Here is an 18,382-nt window from a genome sequence, read left to right as displayed (position 1 = left end):
AGGCGGCGTGACCCACGCTCAGCCACCCGCGCCCATCAACGCCATCAGCCGGACGAATGACGCCCGTGACCCTCGGAGCTGGCGTCCCCGGCTCCGGAATCAGCGGCACCATCGAGCCCCTTGGCCGCCGCGTTGGCAGTACCGACCGGTGAGCCACTGGCGCCAGGCATCCCGCAGGCGCCCCGCGACTCATGCAGCGATGGCCCCTCGGCGAGCGCCTTGAGCCGCTCGGTGTCCACCAGACGCTGCAGACGCGGCGCCAACTCACGCAGGGCGCGCCGATAGACCTCACGCTTGAAGGCCACGACCTGCCCCAGCGGATACCAGTAGCTTACCCAACGCCAGCCATCGAATTCAGGGTTGGGCGTGGTATCCACACTTACGCGGTTGTCCTGACAGCGAATCTGCAACAGGAACCACTTCTGTTTCTGACCGATGCAGATCGGTCGGGAGTGCGTTCTTACCATGCGTCTGGGTAACCGGTAGCGCAGCCATCCACGGGTGCAGGCCAGTATCTCGACGTCCTCAGCTTTCAGGCCGATCTCTTCTTCGAGTTCACGAAACAGCGCCTGTTGCGGTGTCTCGTTTGGCTTGATGCCCCCTTGCGGAAACTGCCACGCATTCTGTCCTACCCGGCGCGCCCAGAGCAGCTGGCCCTCACAGTTGGCAATGATGATGCCAACGTTGGGGCGAAAGCCGTCAGCGTCGATCACGGATGTCACCTTTGATTCGTTAATTGAAACCATTCTTCCACAAAGGCTGAAAGCGCTTCAATACGCGGTTTGGCGGTGTGAAAGCCCGAGCACCTCTGCAATAATCGCTGCCTTCACGCTATTGCAGTGCAACACGGCCGTGCGAGACTGCTCGTCGGCCACCGTACACCCGCGCAAACACTGGGCCGGCACCCTATCGTGCTCTGTTGTCCGTGTCTGTCGCCCAGCCGAGTGTGGCTGGGCAGAGCAAGGAGTTTTCCGTGAGTCTGGCCATCTTTGATCTCGACAATACCCTGATCGCCGGGGACAGTGATCACGCCTGGGGCGAATTTCTGGTCGAACAGGGCGCTGTCGACGCCAACGTCTACCGTGAAGCCAACGAGCGCTACTACCAGCTCTACCAGAGTGGCGAGCTGGACATTCACGAATACCTGGACTTCTCACTCAAGCCGTTGTCCGAGAACAGTCCGGAGCAACTGGCGGCCTGGCACCAGCAGTTCATGGCCGCCAAGATCGAGCCCATCATCCTGCCGCGGGCGGAAGAGCTGCTGGCACGTCACCGGGCACGCGGCGACACCCTGCTGATCATCACCGCCACCAATCGCTTCATCACTGCTCCCATCGCGGACCGCCTGGGCGTCGATGAGCTGATCGCCATCGAGCCCGAGATCGTCAACGGCCGCTACACCGGACGCGTCAGCGGCGTCCCAAGCTTCCAGGCCGGCAAGGTGACCCGCCTCGAGGCCTGGCTGGCCGAACGTGACCACACCCTGGATGGCAGCACCTTCTACAGCGACTCCATCAATGACCTGCCGCTGCTGGAGCGTGTCGATACTGCCATCGCAGTGGACCCGGATGAGCAACTGCGCGCCGCCGCTGACGCGCGCGATTGGCGGATCATTTCGCTGCGCGACTGATAAGGGGCTGATTTACATGGATTTTATCGATCCATAAGGTCGAGCAGCCTCAGCTATAAGGTTTTCATGTGGCTACAAGCATTCACCATAAAGTCGACCTTATTTGCTGAATCATTTCGCACAAGATGTGTCTATAATGTGTGTCCATCGAACCGTCGAGCCTGGTGCGGCAACTTTTGCCCCGTCACGGCAGGACGGCCTCCGGAATCCCGGTCGGGTCCGGGGGATGTCCCTCACCAACCTTGAGCGTGAGCAGCCATGTCCTCAACGACATACGATGTCCTGATTGTGGGTGGCGGCGTGTCCGGCACCGCCCTTCTCTATGAACTCGCCCGCTACACCGACCTCAAGTCGGTCGGCCTGGTGGAAAAGTACGACCACGTCGCGATCGTCAACTCGCACGGTCGCAACAACTCCCAGACCATTCACTGCGGCGACATCGAGACCAACTACACGGTCGAGAAGGCGCGTGTGACCAAGCGCACCGCGGGCATGGTGGTCAACTTCGCCACCAAGCTCAGCGAGAGTGAGCGCGATCACATCGTCTACAAGTATCCGAAGATGGTGCTGGCGGTCGGTGCCAAGGAATGCCAGTTCCTGCGCAAGCGTTTCGACACCTTCAAGCAGCTGTTCCCCAACCTGAAGCTTCTCGAGCGTGATGACATCGCCGAGCTGGAGCCGAAGGTGGTAGAAGGTCGTCGTCCTGACGAGGAAATCGTCGCGCTGGGTTCCACCGACGAATATACCGCCGTCAACTACACCACCCTGTCGGAAGCCTTCGTCAGCGAAGGCGAGAAGGCAGCGGCCGAGAAAGGCATGAACTTCGACGTTCGCCTCTCGACCGCCGTGGAAGACATCCGCAAGGAAGGTGACGTCTACAAGGTCAAGACCGACAAGGGCGAGCTCAGCGCACGCTATGTCGTGGTCAGCGCCGGCGGTCACTCCCTGCTTTTCGCCCACAAGATGGGTTACGGCCTGGACAAGTCCTGCCTGCCGATGGCCGGCTCCTTCTACTTCACCCCGAAGGTGCTCAACGGCAAGGTCTACACCATCCAGAACGAGAACCTGCCGTTCGCCGCCGTCCACGGCGACCCGGACGTGCTGGTGGAAGGCAAGACCCGCTTCGGTCCGACCGCCCTGATGCTGCCGCTGCTGGAGCGCTACAACGGCAAGACCTTCTGGGAGTTCCTCAAGGTGCTGCGCATGGACCGCAACGTCGTCAAGGCCCTGTGGGACCTGATGAAGGTGCGCGACATCCGCAACTACATCTTCAAGAACTTCATGTTCGAGGTGCCGGTGCTGCGTGAGCGTCTGTTCCACGGCGACATCAAGAAGATCGTGCCGAGCCTGGACGTCAAGGACGTCAGCTTCGCCAAGGGCTTCGGTGGCGTTCGTCCGCAGTTGATCGACAAGAGCAAGCAGAAGCTCGTGATGGGCGAAGCCAAGATCAACCCGGGCACCGGCATCGTCTTCAACATGACGCCGTCACCGGGTGGCACCAGCTGTCTGGGCAACGCCGAGAAAGACATGTATCTCGCCCAGGAATTCCTTGGCTTCAACATCGACAAGGAAACCTTCGAGCGTGATCTGCTGACCGGCGAGATCGAACTGACCGAGATCGAGCGTCCGGAAGCCTCCTCACTGATGTAAGCCTCTTTCGAGACACGCATCGGATGAGCATCAAAAAGCCCCGTCAGCATTCGCTGGCGGGGCTTTTTGATGGGTGCCTGTTGATGGGTGCCTGGCGGGAGGCGGCCTCAGGACACCGACTGACCCGACGGGGCCGACTGGGCAATAGGCTCGTGCACCGCATGCAGACGCTGGATCAGCTGATCCTCCAGCGCGAAACGCTCGGTCAGCCCCTGCTGCAGGCGGGCCAGCCATTCCGGCAGTCGGGCGCGATAGTGCTGGCAGCGGGTAGGGCTGGAGAAATCCTCATCGAAGGACAGCACCAGCTCGGTGGAGGGCTCCAGGCGCTGCATCAACTGCTCGCAGACCGCCAGCGCCGCGGTGTCCTCGAAGACACGGCCTTCTTCCTTGAGCTGAGGATAGACCTCGAAATGCCCCGCAGAGATGTAGTCCATCAAAAGCTCGATGAAGCGATTGACGCGTGTCATCTCGAGCTGCTCGAGGTCATTGACGCAGGCCTCGTGCAGATCCATGAAGCAGACCAGCATCTCGCGTCGCTGGTCCAGCCAGCGATCAACCAACTGATGAACGCCACGAAAGCGTTCCGCCGCAGTGGTGCATTCCTCCAGCATGGGCGCCTCCTCTGGCATGACCCGAACGATAGGGGCTGACATCCGGTGCTCGCCCCGCTGCCAACCCACTATCCTCCATGCCGTGCACGCTGCCAACCCCCCACCATGGTGGCAGGGCATATTGCCTCAACGGCGGAAGCTGCTCCACAGCATCGCCAGCGGTACCAGTGCCAGCCCACAGAAGCCGATCAACGACCACTGCGGGATCGAGAGCCCCAGCCATTGTGCGCTGATCTGGGCGCACTCACCGGAGGCGTTGAGCACCTGGGTGATCACGTCCCATACCGGCAGCACTTCCAGCATGTAGTTGAGGCCCGGGCCACAGGCCGGCACCTGATCCGGCGGCAGTGACTGCAGCCAGATATGGCGACCCGCCAGCACGACCGCGCCAATGCTGCCGGCCAGTGCGCCCAGCGCGTAGATACGCGTGCCGATGCGTCCGGGGCCATGCAAGGCTCCCAGCAGGAAGAAGACGCCGGCCACGGCCACCGCCACGCGCTGGAAGATGCACAGCGAACACGGCGCCAGATCGAAGGCGAACTGCAGCACGAAGGCCACGCCCAGCAAAAAGGCGCACCCCAGCGCTCCCAACAGACACCATTGACGCCCGCTCCAGCTCGCCAGGCGGGCAAGCCCGCCCTTGCGCGCTACCGGCTGCTGCCCCGATTGTTTGTCCGCTTGTGTCATTTGCCGTCCTTGCCGGTGGAACTCCAGTGGAGTCATGGGTGAGAAATGACGCAGCCGCAAGGCCATCAAGGCCCTGCGACTGCATTGAGGCTTGCACCACGTCGTGCCCCGCAGCCGCGCTCAGTCTGGCTGCACAGGCCACATACATCATCGGCGCCTCAAGCCTGAGGCGCCGATGATGAAGCGATAGCCGAATCCGTCACTATCAGCGACTGATATCTATCATGCCGTGTCGCGATGACCTGAACATGAATTGGCGTTGCGTCACGAGATCACGCCGGTTGCGTACCATGGGCGGACGCGAAGTACTCGGCCATGAAGGTGTCGAAATCCTGATGATCGCCCTTCTCGATATCGCCCTGCTGCTGCAGCGAGGTCTCGACCAGCTGATCGAGCAGATAGCCGCGCGCACGCTCCGTCGGCTCTGACTTGAACTGCTCAGCCTGGCCCTTGGCCAGTGCCAGCACTTCGTCGACGAAGTTGCTGCCGTTGTCGAGCATGCTGGTCAACAGACGACCCGACGGTGTGGTCTGGGCATCGTCGAAGCGCGGCGCGAGCGCCGCCAGCGCATCACGGTGCGCGCTGCCTGTCTTGTCGCCACTGTCGAGCAGGCCCGCGACCTCTCCCAGCTCATCCATGATGTTGGCCGCCAGATCGCGCAGGCGACGCTCTTCACCATTGACGCTCAGGGTCAGTTCCGGATCCCGCCCAGCCTCGACCACGCGACGCTTGCTGTTGTCGAGCGTGGCGCATTCCTCGTCGTCGATCCACGGGCTCTCGGTCAGCAGACACCAGATCAGGAAGGTATCGAGGAAGCGGATCTGCGTCTCGTCGATCCCGACCGGCAGGAAGGGGTTGAGGTCCAGACAGCGCACTTCGATGTACTCGACACCACGCCCTTCCAGTGCCTGGCTGGGCGTCTCGTTCTGCCGGGTGACACGCTTGGGACGGATGTCGGAGTAATACTCGTTCTCGATCTGCAGGATGTTGCTGGAGAGCTGCGACCAGCTGCCATCGGCCTGCTTGACGCCCAGCTTCTCGTAGTCCTTCCACGGCGTGACGATGGCGTGACGCAGCGTGCCGACGAAGTTGTCCAGCGAGTTGAAGCAGATCTTGAGCTGCGCCTGCACCTTGTTCTGATAGCCCAGGTCCGACATGCGCAGACTGGTGGCGTAGGCCGAGACCAGGCTGCGGTCCGCCTGACGCTTGAGGCGATCATCATTGCCGCCATCGAGGAAGCTCTCATCGATGCCCGGCGAGGCGCCGAACAGATAGAGCAGGATCCAGCTGTGGCGACGGAAGTTGCGGATCAGCTCGAAATAGCGACGCGAGCGGAAGTCGCGCGCATCTTCCGCCTCTGCCCCTTCCAGCCCCTGCAGCAGTCTCCAGAAGTCATCCGGCAGCGAGAAGTTGTAATGGATACCGGCAATCGACTGCATGATGCGTCCGTAACGGACATCCAGCCCCTTGCGGTAAATATGCTTCATGGTGCCGCTGTTGGAGGTGCCGTAATCGGCGATCGGCACGCTGTCATTGCCGTGCAGACGCGGCGGCATGCTGGCCGGCCAGATCAGCTCATCGCCCAGGTTGCGATAGCTGAAACGATGCAGGTCAGCCAGAAACTCCAGCGACTCCTTGGGACGAGTGAACACCGGGGTGATGTACTCGAGCAGAGACTCGGAATAGTCCGTGGTGATGTACGGGTGGGTCAGCTTCGACCCCAGAGAACGCGGATGCGGCGTCTGGCTGATGTCACCGCCAGCGGTAACCCGCAGGCCTTCCTTCTCGATACCACGGCGCAGGCGCCCGAAGAGACCCTGACGGGCCTGGGGCGTGAGTCGCGCAATGGCGGACGCGAGTTGCTCGGACAAGGTATGAACCCTTTCGCATGGGGAGAAGCCCAGCCTCTCCGGTCGAATTGGATGACCATGGCCCGCGTGCTGCACCGGATGCCATGCAAGACGCGAACGGCAGCTACCGTTCGCGTCAGGTCAGTATGCCCACATTATGGGCGCGTAAAAAATGCTTTCAAGGCTTATGATTTCGACTTGCGCGCATTGAGCAGTGCTGCTGCCATCGCATTGTTGGCCGGTGCCGCGCCGCCGCTCGCGCCAGAATTGCTGCCGCGACCACCGCGCTCCTGACGGCCACCGCCGCCTTGCGAGCGCCCACCGCGACCGTCCTCTGCGCCGCGTCGCGCCTCGCCTGCCGCGCCTTTCTCGGCGGGAGTATCGCTCATGCGCATGCTCAGCGCGATGCGCGCGCGCGGGATGTCGACTTCCATCACCTTGACGCTGACGATGTCGCCCGCCTTGACCACCTCGCGCGGGTCGGCAACATACTTTTGCGACAGGGCAGAGATGTGTACCAGGCCGTCCTGATGCACGCCGATGTCCACGAAGGCCCCGAAGTGAGTCACGTTGGTGACGACCCCCTCAAGCTTCATGCCCGGCTCGAGGTCCTTGAGGGTCTCGACACCCTCCTTGAACTCGGCGAAGCGGAATTCGGGTCGCGGGTCGCGTCCCGGCTTGTCCAGCTCACGCAGGATGTCGGTCACCGTCGGCAGACCGAAGTGCTCATCGGTGAATTCCGTCGGCTTCACAGTGCGCAGGAAGGCGCTATCACCCAGCAGACTCGGCAGATCACGCCCGTGTGCCTTGGCGATACGCTCGACCAGCGGATAGGCCTCCGGGTGGACGGCACTGGCATCCAGCGGATTCTTGCCGGAGGCGATGCGCAGGAAACCGGCACACTGCTCGAAGGTGCGCGGGCCCAGCCGGCTGACCTTGAGCAATTCCTGGCGCGAGGCGAAACGGCCGTTGGCATCCCGGTGCGCGACGATATTCTCGGCAAGCGTGGTATTGAGACCGGCGACGCGTGACAGCAGCGCGCTTGAGGCCATGTTGAGGTCGACGCCGACACCGTTGACGCAATCCTCGACGACGGCCTCCAGACTGCGCCCCAGCTGCACCTGACTGACATCGTGCTGGTACTGGCCGACGCCGATGGACTTGGGCTCGATCTTGACCAGCTCACCCAGCGGGTCCTGCAGGCGGCGGGCGATGGAAACCGCGCCGCGGATGGTCACGTCCAGGTCCGGGAATTCGCGCGCCGCATATTCCGAAGCCGAGTAGATGGACGCGCCGGCCTCGTTGACCATCACCTTCTGCAGGCGACGGCCGGACAGGCGCGTCAGCACGTCGGCGGCCAGCTTGTCGGTCTCGCGCGAGGCGGTGCCGTTGCCGATGGCGATCAGCTCGACGTCATGCCGCTCGACCAGCTTGACCAGCTCGGCCACCGAGGCGTCCCAGCGATTGTGTGGCGCATGCGGATAGATGGTGGCCTGATCGACATACTTGCCGGTGGCATCCACCACTGCGACCTTGACGCCGGTACGCAGCCCCGGGTCCAGCCCCAGCGTGGCCTTGGGGCCCGCCGGCGCCGCCAGCAGCAGGTCCTTCAGGTTGTCGGCGAAGACCTGGATGGCCTCCTGCTCGGCGCGCTCGCGCAGGCGGCCGATCAGTTCGCTTTCCAGATGGGTATAGAGCTTGACGCGCCAGGTCCAGCGCACCACTTCCTTCAACCAGCGGTCCGCGGCACGCCCCTGATCCTCGATGGAGAAATGCGCCGCGATGGCGCCTTCCATCGGGTGACGCGGCAGGTCGTCCTCGCCTTCCAGCTTGAGCGCGAGGCTCAGCACGCCTTCGTTGCGGCCACGCAGCATGGCCAGCGCACGGTGCGAGGGCGCCTTGTGCAGCGGCTCGTCATGCTCGAAGTAATCGGAGAACTTGGCGCCCTCCTGCCCCTTGCCCTTCATGACGCGCGCGCTGAGGATGCCGTCGTCCCACAGACGTTGACGCAGGCGACCGACCAGCGCGGCGTCCTCCGCGAAGCGCTCCATCAGAATCTGCTTGGCGCCATCCAACGCCGCCTTGGTATCGGCCACGTCCTTGTCGGCAGCGACGAAACCAGCCGCCTGAGCCTCCGGCTCCAGCGTCGGGTCCGCGAGCAGCGCATCGGCCAGAGGCTCAAGCCCCGCTTCACGCGCGATCTGGGCCTTGGTACGGCGCTTCTTGCGATACGGCAGATAGAGATCTTCCAGGCGCTGCTTGCTGTCGGCGGCCAGTACATCCCGCTCAAGCGTGGCGCTCAGCTTGTTCTGCTCGGCGATCGACTCGAGCACGACCTGACGCCGCTCCTCCAGCTCACGCAAATAGCGCAGGCGCTCCTCGAGCTGACGCATCTGGGTGTCATCGAGCCCGCCGGTGGCCTCCTTGCGGTAGCGCGAGATGAACGGCACGGTCGCGCCGCCATCCAGCAGCTCGACGGTGGCGGTGACCTGTTCTTCGCGCACCCCAAGCTCACCGGCCAGCGCCTGTTGGATGCGGCGAGTGGTGGCAGCGGGCGACAGCGTCGGTGCAGGACGGGAGGTGGTAGCGTCAGTTGCAGTAGCGTCCATGAAACGTCAGTCCCTTACAGCAGAATTCATGCGGCAATATACAGACGGCCCGGTCGTGGAATCGACCGGGCCGTCTGTATCACGATGTCGTCACGTTACCACAAAGCGGCAAGATTGCTTTAGCCACTCACTGCGCCAACCGGGATGCCTCCCAAGCGCCTCACGCGGGCACGAAGCGCAGCGCGACACCGTTGTTGCACCAGCGCAGGCCGGTGGGTTCAGGGCCATCCTCGAAGACATGCCCCTGGTGCCCGCCGCAGCGCGCGCAGTGATATTCGGTGCGCGGCCAGATGAGTCCGTAGTCGGTCTTGGTCAGAAGGCGGCCTTCGATATGATCGAAGAAGCTGGGCCAGCCGGTGCCGGACTCGAACTTGGTGGCAGAAGAGAACAGCGCCAGATCACAACCGGCACAGCGATACTCCCCCTCGCGATGCTCCTTGTTGAGCTCGCTGGAGCCCGCCCGCTCGGTGCCCTCCTCGCGCAGCACGCGATACTGCTCCGGGCTCAGGCGGGCACGCCATTCGTCTTCCTCGAGGGTCAGCGGCGTGATGTCCGCGCCACGCTCGAGCTCAAGCTCCGGACGCGCGGCAGACAGTCTGGGCAGCGCCAGCATCGCTCCCGCCCCCAGCACCAGCCCCATGAATTGGCGACGTTGCATGACGTGTCTCCTTGTAGCAATGAACGGCAATACTGACTTCTACGCGCAGCGGCCTGCGCTGGATGCATCGCCTCAAGAGAAAGCACCCACGATGCTGCCATCGCGGGGGCTTGGGTCTCATCGGCTGACGCCAGCCGTCGGGTCAGATGCGCAGACCACCATCACATTCGATCACTCGCCCGGTGAAGTAGTCATTGTCGAAGATAAAGGCCACGCTGCTGGCGATATCTTCCGGGCGCCCCAGGTCGCGCATCGGGATGCCACTCTTGATCTTGTCGAGCATCTCCGGCTTCATGCCGGCGGTCATCTCTGTGGCGATGAAGCCCGGCGCCACGGCACCGACGCGAATCCTGTAACGTGCCAGCTCCTTGGCCCAGGTCACGCTCAGTGCCGCGACACCGGACTTGGCGGCAGTGTAGTTGCTCTGCCCCATGTTGCCGGCGCGCGAGATGCTGGAGATATTGACGATCACGCCCGGCTGGCCGGCTTCGATCATCTGACTGGCCGCTTCACGCGTGCACAGGAAGACACCGGTCAGATTGACATCGATGACCTGCTGCCAGCTGGACAGCGACATGGTCTTCTCCACCACGCCATCGCGTGCCTTGATCAGCAGCCCATCGCGGGTGATGCCGGCATTGTTGACCAGACCGCTCACCGGCCCCAATGCGCTCTTGATGGCCGAGAAGGCGGCCGTGACGGAGTCCTCTTCCGCGACATTGGCCACGAAACCCTGCGCCTTGATGCCTGCAGCCTCCAGACTCGCGACGGCGTCATCCAGGCCGTCCTGTTCGATGTCCAGCAGCGCCAGTACCGCTCCCTTCTCGCCCAGATAGCGCGCCATGGCCAACCCCAGCCCACGAGCGCCGCCCGTAATCGCGATGACCTTGTCGTCAAGCTTCATGTCCCGTCTCCCAGGTTGTCTGCCGGCAGTGAGGAACGTCTGCCGGATGCGAGGCCCGCATGCCGTACGAGCGTCACGATCTATGTGTCGAGTGTCCCGCACCGCGTCCTTCAGTGTTGAGCGTCATCGTGACAGAGAATGCCTCGGGATGACGCCCGCTGCCAGCTCGCGGTGAATTCTCATGATGCAGTGCAACAGATCGCGGCGTGTCCTGCCTCAACGCAGGCGAGATCCGCCAACGCAACGCACTGACGGCGTCAACGCACGCCATCGACAGCGGGCGCGAAAGCAGGGAATACTGATGAGTAAGCCTCGGCCCGCCCCCTGCGGACGCCTGGGCTCGGCCTGTCCGACTCTCCCTGGCCGGCTCTCTGTCTAACTCTCTCAGCCTAACTCTCGCAGCCCAACTCGCCCAGCCCGGCTCTCCCTGCCCAGCCACTCTATTGTGCACTGCAACATCGTTCAGCATGGCACCGCTACTCCTGCAGCGCCAGCCATCCACGCCGCCGACCATCAGCGGCTCATCAGCAGCTCATCAGCAGCTCATCAGCAGATCATGGCCCGTTCATGAGCCCGATTCGACTGTTCCCCATCCGGCGGCTGGTTTACCCTTGACGCATTGGCGCAACCTGCCATTTACCTGCTTCGGGAGAGACGATGCCCATACTGTTAGTGATTACCCTGTTCGGGTTATTGGATTTCGTGGTGCTGTTCAGCCTCGGCAGCCAGATCGGCCTGCTGCCGACGCTGGCGCTGGTGCTGATCACCGGCGCCGTCGGCCTGCATCTGATTCGCCGCGAAGGTCGCGCGACACTGATGCGCGCCCAGGAACGCCTGCAACGTGGCGAGATGCCTTCCGGCGAGCTGATGGAAGGCGCGGCACTCATCTTCGGCGGCGCCCTGTTGATGGCACCGGGCTTTCTGTCTGACGCCTTCGGCCTGCTGTGCCTGCTCCCAGCCTCACGGGGACTGTTGACGCGTGGCCTGAGCGGCAATGGTGCGATCGCGCGCTTCTTCAAGGGCCGCTTCTCGGCTGCGGGAACCTCGCGCAGCACCCGCACGGGTGACTGGGAAGCCGACGCCCGTGCTGACAGCGCATCACGCGACAGTGGCGATCAGCAGCACGCAAGCGGCAACCATGCGGGGCAGCAAGGCAGCAGCCAGCAGACCGGCGAGCCGCTGGAAGGCGATTACATCAGCCGTGACGAGCCGCGCCTCTAGCGCCTACGCACAGGCACCACGCGCAATCGTCTGCTTGAGAACCATGTTTGAAAGTCATGTTTGAAAGGCAGGTTAGAGAGCGATGGGCCCGGCACTGGAACACCAGTGCCGGGCCTTTTTGATTCGTGATATCTCGCTTCACAGGCTCCATCACGCTGTCCTGCTCTCTCCTGTCCTGCACTGGCCAGCCCCAGCGCCAATGCCAGTCACTGACCGGGTTCGCGCTCTGTGAGCTGCCCGACCGAACCCTTGCGTCCTGCAACGACGCACACCCTGACCGCTGACCGCCCTCTGGCGTCTTGTACCAATGGACACCGTCTGGAGGCTGCCAGCTATATGCCAACGGTGAACGGCTCGATACACTCAAGCCGTTGATTCATCTAGCGGAACCTTGCGGAAAACAGGCTGCAGCCAAGGTGCGTAGCTTTCATGCGACGCACAAGATGCGCCGATTTGAAATTTTTTTATGATCGCCTACTTGAAAGCTGTCCCCCCGCCACCATAAAAGCGGTGCAATGGATAACGGCCACGCCCCCAGCGGCGGGGCCCAACACTCGGTAGGCAACCCCATTGAACGCCAGACTCACCGACAAAGAACGGGAGCTGGCGGGATTTACCATCAGGAGAACGTGAGCAATGAACATTCGTCCCTTGCACGATCGCGTCGTGGTTCGTCGCGTGGAAGAAGAACAGAAAACTGCAGGTGGCATCGTTCTGCCCGGCAGCGCCCAGGAAAAGCCGACCCGTGGCGAGATTCTCGCTGCCGGTAACGGTCGCATCCTCGAAAACGGTGAAGTTCGCCCGCTGGACGTGAAAGTCGGCGATACCGTGATCTTCAAGGATGGCTACGGCGTCGAGAAGCAGAAAATCGACGGCGAAGAGGTGCTGATCATGAGCGAGAGCGACATCCTCGCCGTGGTGGAAGGCTGAGTTTCAGCTTTTTCGGGTTCCAACGCTTCGACTTACTGATTAAAGGTAGAGATAAACATGGCTGCAAAAGACGTTCGTTTCTCCGATGATGCACGCAAGCGCATGGCGCGTGGTGTCAATGTCCTGGCCGACGCGGTCAAGACTACCCTCGGTCCGAAAGGCCGTAATGTGGTACTGGAAAAATCCTTCGGCGCTCCGACCGTCACCAAGGACGGCGTTTCCGTCGCCAAGGAAATCGAGCTGAAGGATCGCTTCGAGAACATGGGCGCCCAGATGGTCAAGGAAGTCGCTTCCAAGACTTCTGACGTGGCTGGCGACGGCACCACCACCGCCACCGTGCTGGCTCAGTCCATCGTCAACGAAGGCCTGAAAGGCGTGACCGCGGGCATGAACCCGATGGACCTGAAGCGCGGCATCGACAAGGCTGTCATCGAAGCCGTCAAGGCCGTGCGTGAACTGTCCGTGCCGTGCACCGACACCAAGGCCATCGCCCAGGTCGGCACCATCTCCGCCAATGGCGACTCTCGCATCGGCGAGATCATCGCGGAAGCGATGGAGAAGGTCGGCAAGGAAGGCGTCATCACCGTCGATGAAGGTCGCGGCTTCGAAGACGAGCTGGAAGTGGTCGAAGGCATGCAGTTCGATCGCGGTTACCTGTCTCCGTACTTCGTCACCAACCAGGACACCATGGCGGTCGAGCTCGAAGACCCCTACATCCTGCTGGTCGACAAGAAGATCTCCAACATCCGCGAACTGCTGCCGGTGCTGGAAGGCGTTGCCAAGTCCGGCAAGCCGCTGGCGATCATCGCCGAAGACATCGAAGGCGAAGCGCTGGCGACTCTGGTCGTCAACACCATGCGCGGTATCGTCAAGGTCGCTGCCGTCAAGGCACCGGGCTTCGGTGACCGTCGCAAGGCCATGCTGCAGGACATCGCTGTCCTGACCGGTGGCACCGTGATTTCCGAAGAAGTCGGCCTCAACCTCGAACAGGCCAACCTGGACCACCTGGGCACCGCCAAGCGCGTGACCATGTCCAAGGAAAACACCACCATCATCGATGGCGCCGGCAACGAAGGCGATATCGAAGCACGCGTTGCCCAGATCCGCGCTCAGATCGAGGAAACCTCCTCTGATTACGACCGCGAGAAGCTGCAGGAACGTGTCGCCAAGCTGGCCGGCGGCGTTGCCGTCATCCGCGTCGGTGCTGCCACCGAAGTCGAGATGAAAGAGAAGAAGGCTCGCGTCGAAGACGCCCTGCACTCCACTCGTGCAGCCGTCGAAGAAGGCGTCGTGCCTGGCGGTGGTACTGCCCTGGTTCGCGTGCTGGGTCAGCTGGTCGACCTGAAAGGCGACAACGAAGATCAGACTCACGGTATCGCCATCGCACTGCGTGCCATGGAAGCGCCGCTGCGTCAGATCGTCACCAACGCCGGTGAAGAAGCCTCTGTCGTGCTCAACAACGTCAAGGCTGGCGAAGGCAACTACGGTTACAACGCCTCTACCGGCGTCTACGGCGACATGTTCGAGATGGGCGTGCTGGACCCGGCCAAGGTGACCCGTTCTGCACTGCAGTCCGCGGCCTCCATCGGCGGTCTGATGATCACCACCGAATGCATGATCGCTGAAGATCCGGAAGACAAGGCCGCTGCCGGCGGCGGCGACATGGGTGGTATGGGCGGCATGGGTGGCATGGGCGGCATGATGTAAGCCAGCCTCACCCCACGACTCACCCGTCGTGACCCGAACCGCTCCTGCGCAAGCAGGGGCGGTTTTTTCATGCCTGTCATTCAAGGCGCTGCAGCTCTCATGCAGTAAGCGCCGCGACTCTCGGCACCTGACGCCTCCCGCTCACCACGCTACACTAGGCGCCACTTTTTGCCGCGACCCGAGACATGGCGCCTGGTGATGACAGTGCATCGAGGCTGACGATGTATTGAGGCTGAAATGCCTACGGTCACGACCGATGACGCCAACCGCTCAGGCCGCGCGCCTCGCTTGCCCAGGACCTTCTCATGACTGATACCCCCGCCGCTTCCCCGACCACTAGCGCCCTCGACAATGTGCGTGTCGTACTGGTGCAGACCTTCCATCCCGGCAACATCGGCGCCACCGCTCGCGCCATTCTGACCATGGGCATCAAGGACCTGGTGCTGGTCAATCCGCGCTGCTTCCCCGACGAGGAAGCGACGCGCATGGCCAGCGGTGCCGCGGAACTGCTGGAAAATGCGCGCGTGGTCGAGCGCCTGGAAGACGCCGTCAATGACTGCCAGCTGGTCATCGGGGCCAGTGCTCGCCTGCGCAGCGTCCCGCTGCCCCACTTCGATGAGCCACGCGAGATGGCGGCGCACGCCATGGATATCGCGCGCGATGGCAAGGTGGCGCTGGTATTCGGCCGTGAGCGCTTCGGACTGACCAACGAGGAAATCGCCTGCTGCACGCATCAGGTGTCGATCCCCACCAACCCGGACTACGGCATCCTCAACGTCTCACAGGCCGTCCAGGTGCTGGCGCACGAGTGCCGCAGTGCATGGCGCCTGACGCTCGACAAGCCTCAGGAGGCGCCTGTCGCGCGCCGTGAGGATGATCAGCTGCCGACCCGCGAACAACTCGGCTACTTCCATGAGCATCTCGGTCGCGCCCTGCAGGGCTCCGGCTTCCTCAACCAGCCCCACTCCCAGACCGAAGAGCGGCTGCGCGCCCTGTTCGCGCGTGCCGAGCCGACACGTCGCGAGCTCTCCATCCTGCGTGGCATGCTGTCCAACCTGGAGCACCAGACGGCAGCGGCAAACGCCGGCACAGGCAGCGAGCAGAGCGGTCACGAGGCGAACTGAGTCGCGCACGGCCGCCCCGTCATGTACTGAGGCTCGGACTGTTGCTACTTGGCACTTGGCACTTGCCACTTCGCAACAGCCTGTCAGCGCAACGTCATCCTTCTGACATGGATCAAGGTGCACTGTAGACCTTCCGCTATGCTTGATAGGCAAGACGTCAGGCACCGCAGAACCCGTCACAGCCTAGGTATAGAAATACCGGTATAGAGATACCGGCATAGAGATACCGGCATAGAGATACGGCATAGAGATACCGGCATAGAGATACGGCATAGAGATACCGGCATAGAGATACGGCATAGAGATACGGCATAGACCCATGCAGTAGCTGCAGCCAAGCAGTGCTCACACACGAAGGCTGCAGTGTCAGGCAAAGGCTCCTTTGCGACCTTGAGACCTGCCACGCAGGCCGAGAACTGCCACGCAGGTCGAGAACTGCCGCAAGAGCAGGCAGAGACGCCGCCACGCCAACACACGAAGGGCCATGACAGGCCAGCGTGGCGACGCACCTCGAGACACCCACAAGAAGAGCCGACCCTGATCCCATCCACGACCATGGACTCACGGAGCGCCTTTACATGACTCAGACAGCCGCACGACAGACACAGACCCCGGACGCGGAACAGCTGGCCAGCGACATCCACCAGCTGGAAGCTCGCCTGCTCAAGACCGACCCGACGCAGGAACCGACGCTCTACCGCAGCCTGTACTGCACGATCTCGCTACGTCAGATGCAACTGCTGGCCAAGGTCAGTCAGCCCGCAGCCTCGCAGGCGCACTGAACGACGCCAGATGAGGTGGTTGGCAGGTGGCGACTGGTAATGACCAGCAACGACCAACAATGACCAGCAGCCACCCGTAACGTCCAGGCATGAAAAAACCGCCACCCCGAAGGGTGGCGGTTTTTTTCGTTCCCGCATATGACATGCGTCTCATGCAGGATACCGATTCGGAGACGCCGAGGTGACTACCAGAGGCATGTCACCTCAGCGTGGATCCGGACACCCCACCTCACGAGGAGGCGGAGTGTCTCGGGATCACTCCTGACCCAGCTGCTGCTTGATCAGATCACCGATGGTAGTCGGGCCGTTGCTCTCGACTTCCTGGGTACGCGGCTTGGCAGCATCGCGACGCGGTGCTTCAACCTGGTCCTTGGACTTGACGGACAGGTTGATCAGGCGGCTCTTGCGATCCACACCGACGATCTTGGCTTCGACAGCATCGCCGACGCTCAGGACGTTGCGTGCGTCTTCGACACGGTCAGCGCTGATTTCAGAAGCCTTCAGGATAGCGATGACGTCAGTCGCCAGCTCTACCTGAACTTCCTTGGCATCGATGTCGACAACACGACCGGACACGATAGCGCCCTTGTCGTTGACGGCCAGGTACTCGGAGACCGGATCGCTCTCGAGCTGCTTGACGCCCAGAGAGATGCGCTCACGTTCCGGATCGATGGACAGGATGACCGCTTCAGCTTCTTCGCCCTTCTTGTAACGACGCACGGCTTCTTCGCCAGCTTCGTTCCAGGAAATGTCGGAGAGGTGAACCAGGCCGTCGATGCCGCCTTCCAGACCGATGAAGATACCGAAGTCAGTGATTGACTTGATGGTACCGGAGACACGGTCGCCCTTGTTGTGCTTGCCGCTGAAGTCTTCCCACGGGTTGGTGGTGCACTGCTTGATACCCAGGGAGATACGACGACGCTCTTCGTCGATGTCCAGAATCATCACTTCCACGTCATCGCCGACATTGACGACCTTGGACGGGTGGATGTTCTTGTTGGTCCAATCCATTTCGGACACGTGGACCAGACCTTCGACGCCCTCTTCCAGCTCGGCGAAGCAGCCGTAGTCGGTGAGGTTGGTGACGCGTGCGTTGATCTTGGCGCCTTCCGGGTAGCGAGCCTTGATGTTGACCCACGGATCTTCGCCCAGCTGCTTGAGACCCAGAGACACACGGTTGCGCTCGCGGTCGAACTTCAGCACCTTGACATTGATCTCGTCGCCGACAGCAACGATCTCGGACGGATGCTTGATGCGCTTCCATGCCATGTCGGTGATGTGCAGCAGGCCGTCAACGCCGCCGAGGTCGACGAAGGCGCCGTAGTCGGTCAGGTTCTTGACGATACCCTGAATCTGCTGACCTTCCTGCAGAGTGGCCAGGAGGGCTTCACGCTCAGCGCTGTTCTCGGCTTCGAGGACGGCACGACGGGACACGACAACGTTGTTGCGCTTGGCGTCGAGCTTGATGACCTTGAAGTCCAGTTCCTTGTTCTCGAGGTGGGCGGTGTCGCGCACAGGGCGGACATCGACCAGAGAACCCGGCAGGAAGGCACGGATAGTGTTGATGTCGACGGTAAAGCCACCTTTGACCTTGCCGTTGATCACGCCCTTGACGATCTCGTCTTTCTCGAAGGCGGCTTCCAGCTCTTTCCACGCTTCGGCACGCTTGGCCTTCTCGCGGGACAGGCGGGTCTCACCGAAGCCATCTTCCACGGCTTCCAGTGCAACCATGACTTCGTCGCCGATGCTGATGGACAGCTGGCCACTTTCGTCACGGAACTGTTCAGACGGAATCTGACCTTCAGACTTCAGACCGGCATTGACAGTGATCCAGTCACCATCGATATCCACGATGGTAGCGGACACGATTGCGCCCGGCTCCATGTTGATGTCCTGGAGTGACTGTTCAAATAAATCAGCAAAGCTCTCGCTCATGGTATTCCTACATGATCAACGTTTGGGGCGGCTTGCACCGCAGTCTCCGTACCACCAGCAAGCACGGGCCATATCTACATATCC

At 62.1% G+C, this 18,382-nt stretch carries 14 protein-coding genes and 1 pseudogene; 7 read left to right on the top strand and 8 right to left on the bottom strand.

Features of this window, described 5'->3' with window-relative positions; genetic code table 11:
* Positions 1-239: 239 nt before the first annotated feature.
* Positions 240-713: pseudogene (locus IZU87_RS10835) on the bottom strand (RNA pyrophosphohydrolase); the annotation flags it as partial.
* Positions 714-973: 260 nt separating this feature from the next.
* Here IZU87_RS10835 and IZU87_RS10830 point away from each other — a divergent pair.
* Together IZU87_RS10830 and IZU87_RS10825 are read left to right on the top strand one after the other, a co-directional pair.
* On the top strand, positions 974-1,630 hold the full coding sequence (locus IZU87_RS10830) for a histidinol-phosphatase (RefSeq protein WP_213114510.1): 657 nt from the start codon (positions 974-976) through the stop codon (positions 1,628-1,630).
* Between the two features lie 258 nt (positions 1,631-1,888).
* A complete protein-coding gene (locus IZU87_RS10825) occupies positions 1,889-3,280 on the top strand; it encodes an FAD-dependent oxidoreductase (RefSeq protein ID WP_043331433.1) in 1,392 nt (463 codons plus the stop codon).
* A gap of 107 nt (positions 3,281-3,387) precedes the next feature.
* On the opposite strand, the gene rsd is transcribed toward IZU87_RS10825, so the two are convergent.
* From rsd to IZU87_RS10795, 6 genes are all read right to left on the bottom strand, one after another.
* Positions 3,388-3,891 carry a sigma D regulator gene (gene rsd / locus IZU87_RS10820; protein WP_213114509.1) on the bottom strand — a complete coding sequence of 168 codons (504 nt, stop codon included), beginning with the start codon at positions 3,889-3,891 and terminating at the stop codon, positions 3,388-3,390.
* Between the two features lie 126 nt (positions 3,892-4,017).
* Positions 4,018-4,578, bottom strand: coding sequence for a disulfide bond formation protein B (locus tag IZU87_RS10815; RefSeq protein WP_082388316.1), 561 nt, complete (start codon positions 4,576-4,578; stop codon positions 4,018-4,020).
* A 272-nt stretch (positions 4,579-4,850) separates the two neighbouring features.
* The gene (gene gshA, locus IZU87_RS10810) at positions 4,851-6,449 is read right to left on the bottom strand and encodes a glutamate--cysteine ligase (protein WP_213114508.1); all 1,599 of its coding nucleotides are present in this window, start codon (positions 6,447-6,449) and stop codon (positions 4,851-4,853) included.
* A gap of 164 nt (positions 6,450-6,613) precedes the next feature.
* Positions 6,614-9,037 (bottom strand): Tex family protein, encoded by a 2,424-nt coding sequence (locus IZU87_RS10805; RefSeq protein ID WP_213114507.1) that lies wholly within the window; start codon positions 9,035-9,037, stop codon positions 6,614-6,616.
* Between the two features lie 160 nt (positions 9,038-9,197).
* Positions 9,198-9,695: a peptide-methionine (R)-S-oxide reductase MsrB gene (gene msrB, locus IZU87_RS10800; protein ID WP_107336174.1), complete on the bottom strand. Its 498-nt coding sequence runs from the start codon at positions 9,693-9,695 to the stop codon at positions 9,198-9,200.
* Between the two features lie 142 nt (positions 9,696-9,837).
* A complete protein-coding gene (locus IZU87_RS10795; protein WP_131432585.1) occupies positions 9,838-10,599 on the bottom strand; it encodes an SDR family oxidoreductase in 762 nt (253 codons plus the stop codon).
* A 657-nt stretch (positions 10,600-11,256) separates the two neighbouring features.
* Here IZU87_RS10795 and IZU87_RS10790 point away from each other — a divergent pair.
* The 5 genes from IZU87_RS10790 (at position 11,257) to IZU87_RS10770 (ending at position 16,363) form a co-directional block, all read left to right on the top strand.
* Complete coding sequence (locus IZU87_RS10790; protein WP_213114506.1) at positions 11,257-11,820, top strand: FxsA family protein; 564 nt, start codon at positions 11,257-11,259, stop codon at positions 11,818-11,820.
* Between the two features lie 636 nt (positions 11,821-12,456).
* Complete coding sequence (locus tag IZU87_RS10785; protein ID WP_043331438.1) at positions 12,457-12,750, top strand: co-chaperone GroES; 294 nt, start codon at positions 12,457-12,459, stop codon at positions 12,748-12,750.
* 57 nt (positions 12,751-12,807) lie between these two features.
* Positions 12,808-14,457, top strand: coding sequence for a chaperonin GroEL (gene groL, locus IZU87_RS10780; protein ID WP_043331439.1), 1,650 nt, complete (start codon positions 12,808-12,810; stop codon positions 14,455-14,457).
* A 305-nt stretch (positions 14,458-14,762) separates the two neighbouring features.
* The gene (locus IZU87_RS10775; protein WP_213114505.1) at positions 14,763-15,581 is read left to right on the top strand and encodes an RNA methyltransferase; all 819 of its coding nucleotides are present in this window, start codon (positions 14,763-14,765) and stop codon (positions 15,579-15,581) included.
* A 578-nt stretch (positions 15,582-16,159) separates the two neighbouring features.
* On the top strand, positions 16,160-16,363 hold the full coding sequence (locus IZU87_RS10770; protein WP_043331440.1) for a hypothetical protein: 204 nt from the start codon (positions 16,160-16,162) through the stop codon (positions 16,361-16,363).
* 255 nt (positions 16,364-16,618) lie between these two features.
* Here the strand turns inward: IZU87_RS10770 and rpsA are convergent, their stop codons facing one another.
* Positions 16,619-18,298, bottom strand: a complete 1,680-nt coding sequence (rpsA, locus tag IZU87_RS10765) for a 30S ribosomal protein S1 (protein ID WP_043331442.1) — start codon at positions 18,296-18,298, stop codon at positions 16,619-16,621.
* Positions 18,299-18,382: the final 84 nt, after the last annotated feature.

This window comes from Cobetia sp. MC34, assembly GCF_018340035.1.
In the GTDB taxonomy this organism is placed as follows: Bacteria; Pseudomonadota; Gammaproteobacteria; order Pseudomonadales; family Halomonadaceae; genus Cobetia; species Cobetia amphilecti.
Note: the sequence above shows the minus strand (reverse complement) of the source record. Positions and strands in the feature narration are given on the sequence as shown.

Coding starts and splice junctions, on each gene's coding strand:
- groL (WP_043331439.1), top strand. CDS start 12,808: ATGGCTGCAAAAGACGTTCGTTTCTCCGATGATGCACGCAAGCGCATG.
- IZU87_RS10825 (WP_043331433.1), top strand. CDS start 1,889: ATGTCCTCAACGACATACGATGTCCTGATTGTGGGTGGCGGCGTGTCC.
- IZU87_RS10805 (WP_213114507.1), bottom strand. CDS start 9,037: ATGGACGCTACTGCAACTGACGCTACCACCTCCCGTCCTGCACCGACG.
- IZU87_RS10770 (WP_043331440.1), top strand. CDS start 16,160: ATGACTCAGACAGCCGCACGACAGACACAGACCCCGGACGCGGAACAG.
- rpsA (WP_043331442.1), bottom strand. CDS start 18,298: ATGAGCGAGAGCTTTGCTGATTTATTTGAACAGTCACTCCAGGACATC.
- msrB (WP_107336174.1), bottom strand. CDS start 9,695: ATGCAACGTCGCCAATTCATGGGGCTGGTGCTGGGGGCGGGAGCGATG.
- IZU87_RS10785 (WP_043331438.1), top strand. CDS start 12,457: ATGAACATTCGTCCCTTGCACGATCGCGTCGTGGTTCGTCGCGTGGAA.
- IZU87_RS10790 (WP_213114506.1), top strand. CDS start 11,257: ATGCCCATACTGTTAGTGATTACCCTGTTCGGGTTATTGGATTTCGTG.
- rsd (WP_213114509.1), bottom strand. CDS start 3,891: ATGCTGGAGGAATGCACCACTGCGGCGGAACGCTTTCGTGGCGTTCAT.
- IZU87_RS10815 (WP_082388316.1), bottom strand. CDS start 4,578: ATGACACAAGCGGACAAACAATCGGGGCAGCAGCCGGTAGCGCGCAAG.
- IZU87_RS10795 (WP_131432585.1), bottom strand. CDS start 10,599: ATGAAGCTTGACGACAAGGTCATCGCGATTACGGGCGGCGCTCGTGGG.
- IZU87_RS10775 (WP_213114505.1), top strand. CDS start 14,763: ATGACTGATACCCCCGCCGCTTCCCCGACCACTAGCGCCCTCGACAAT.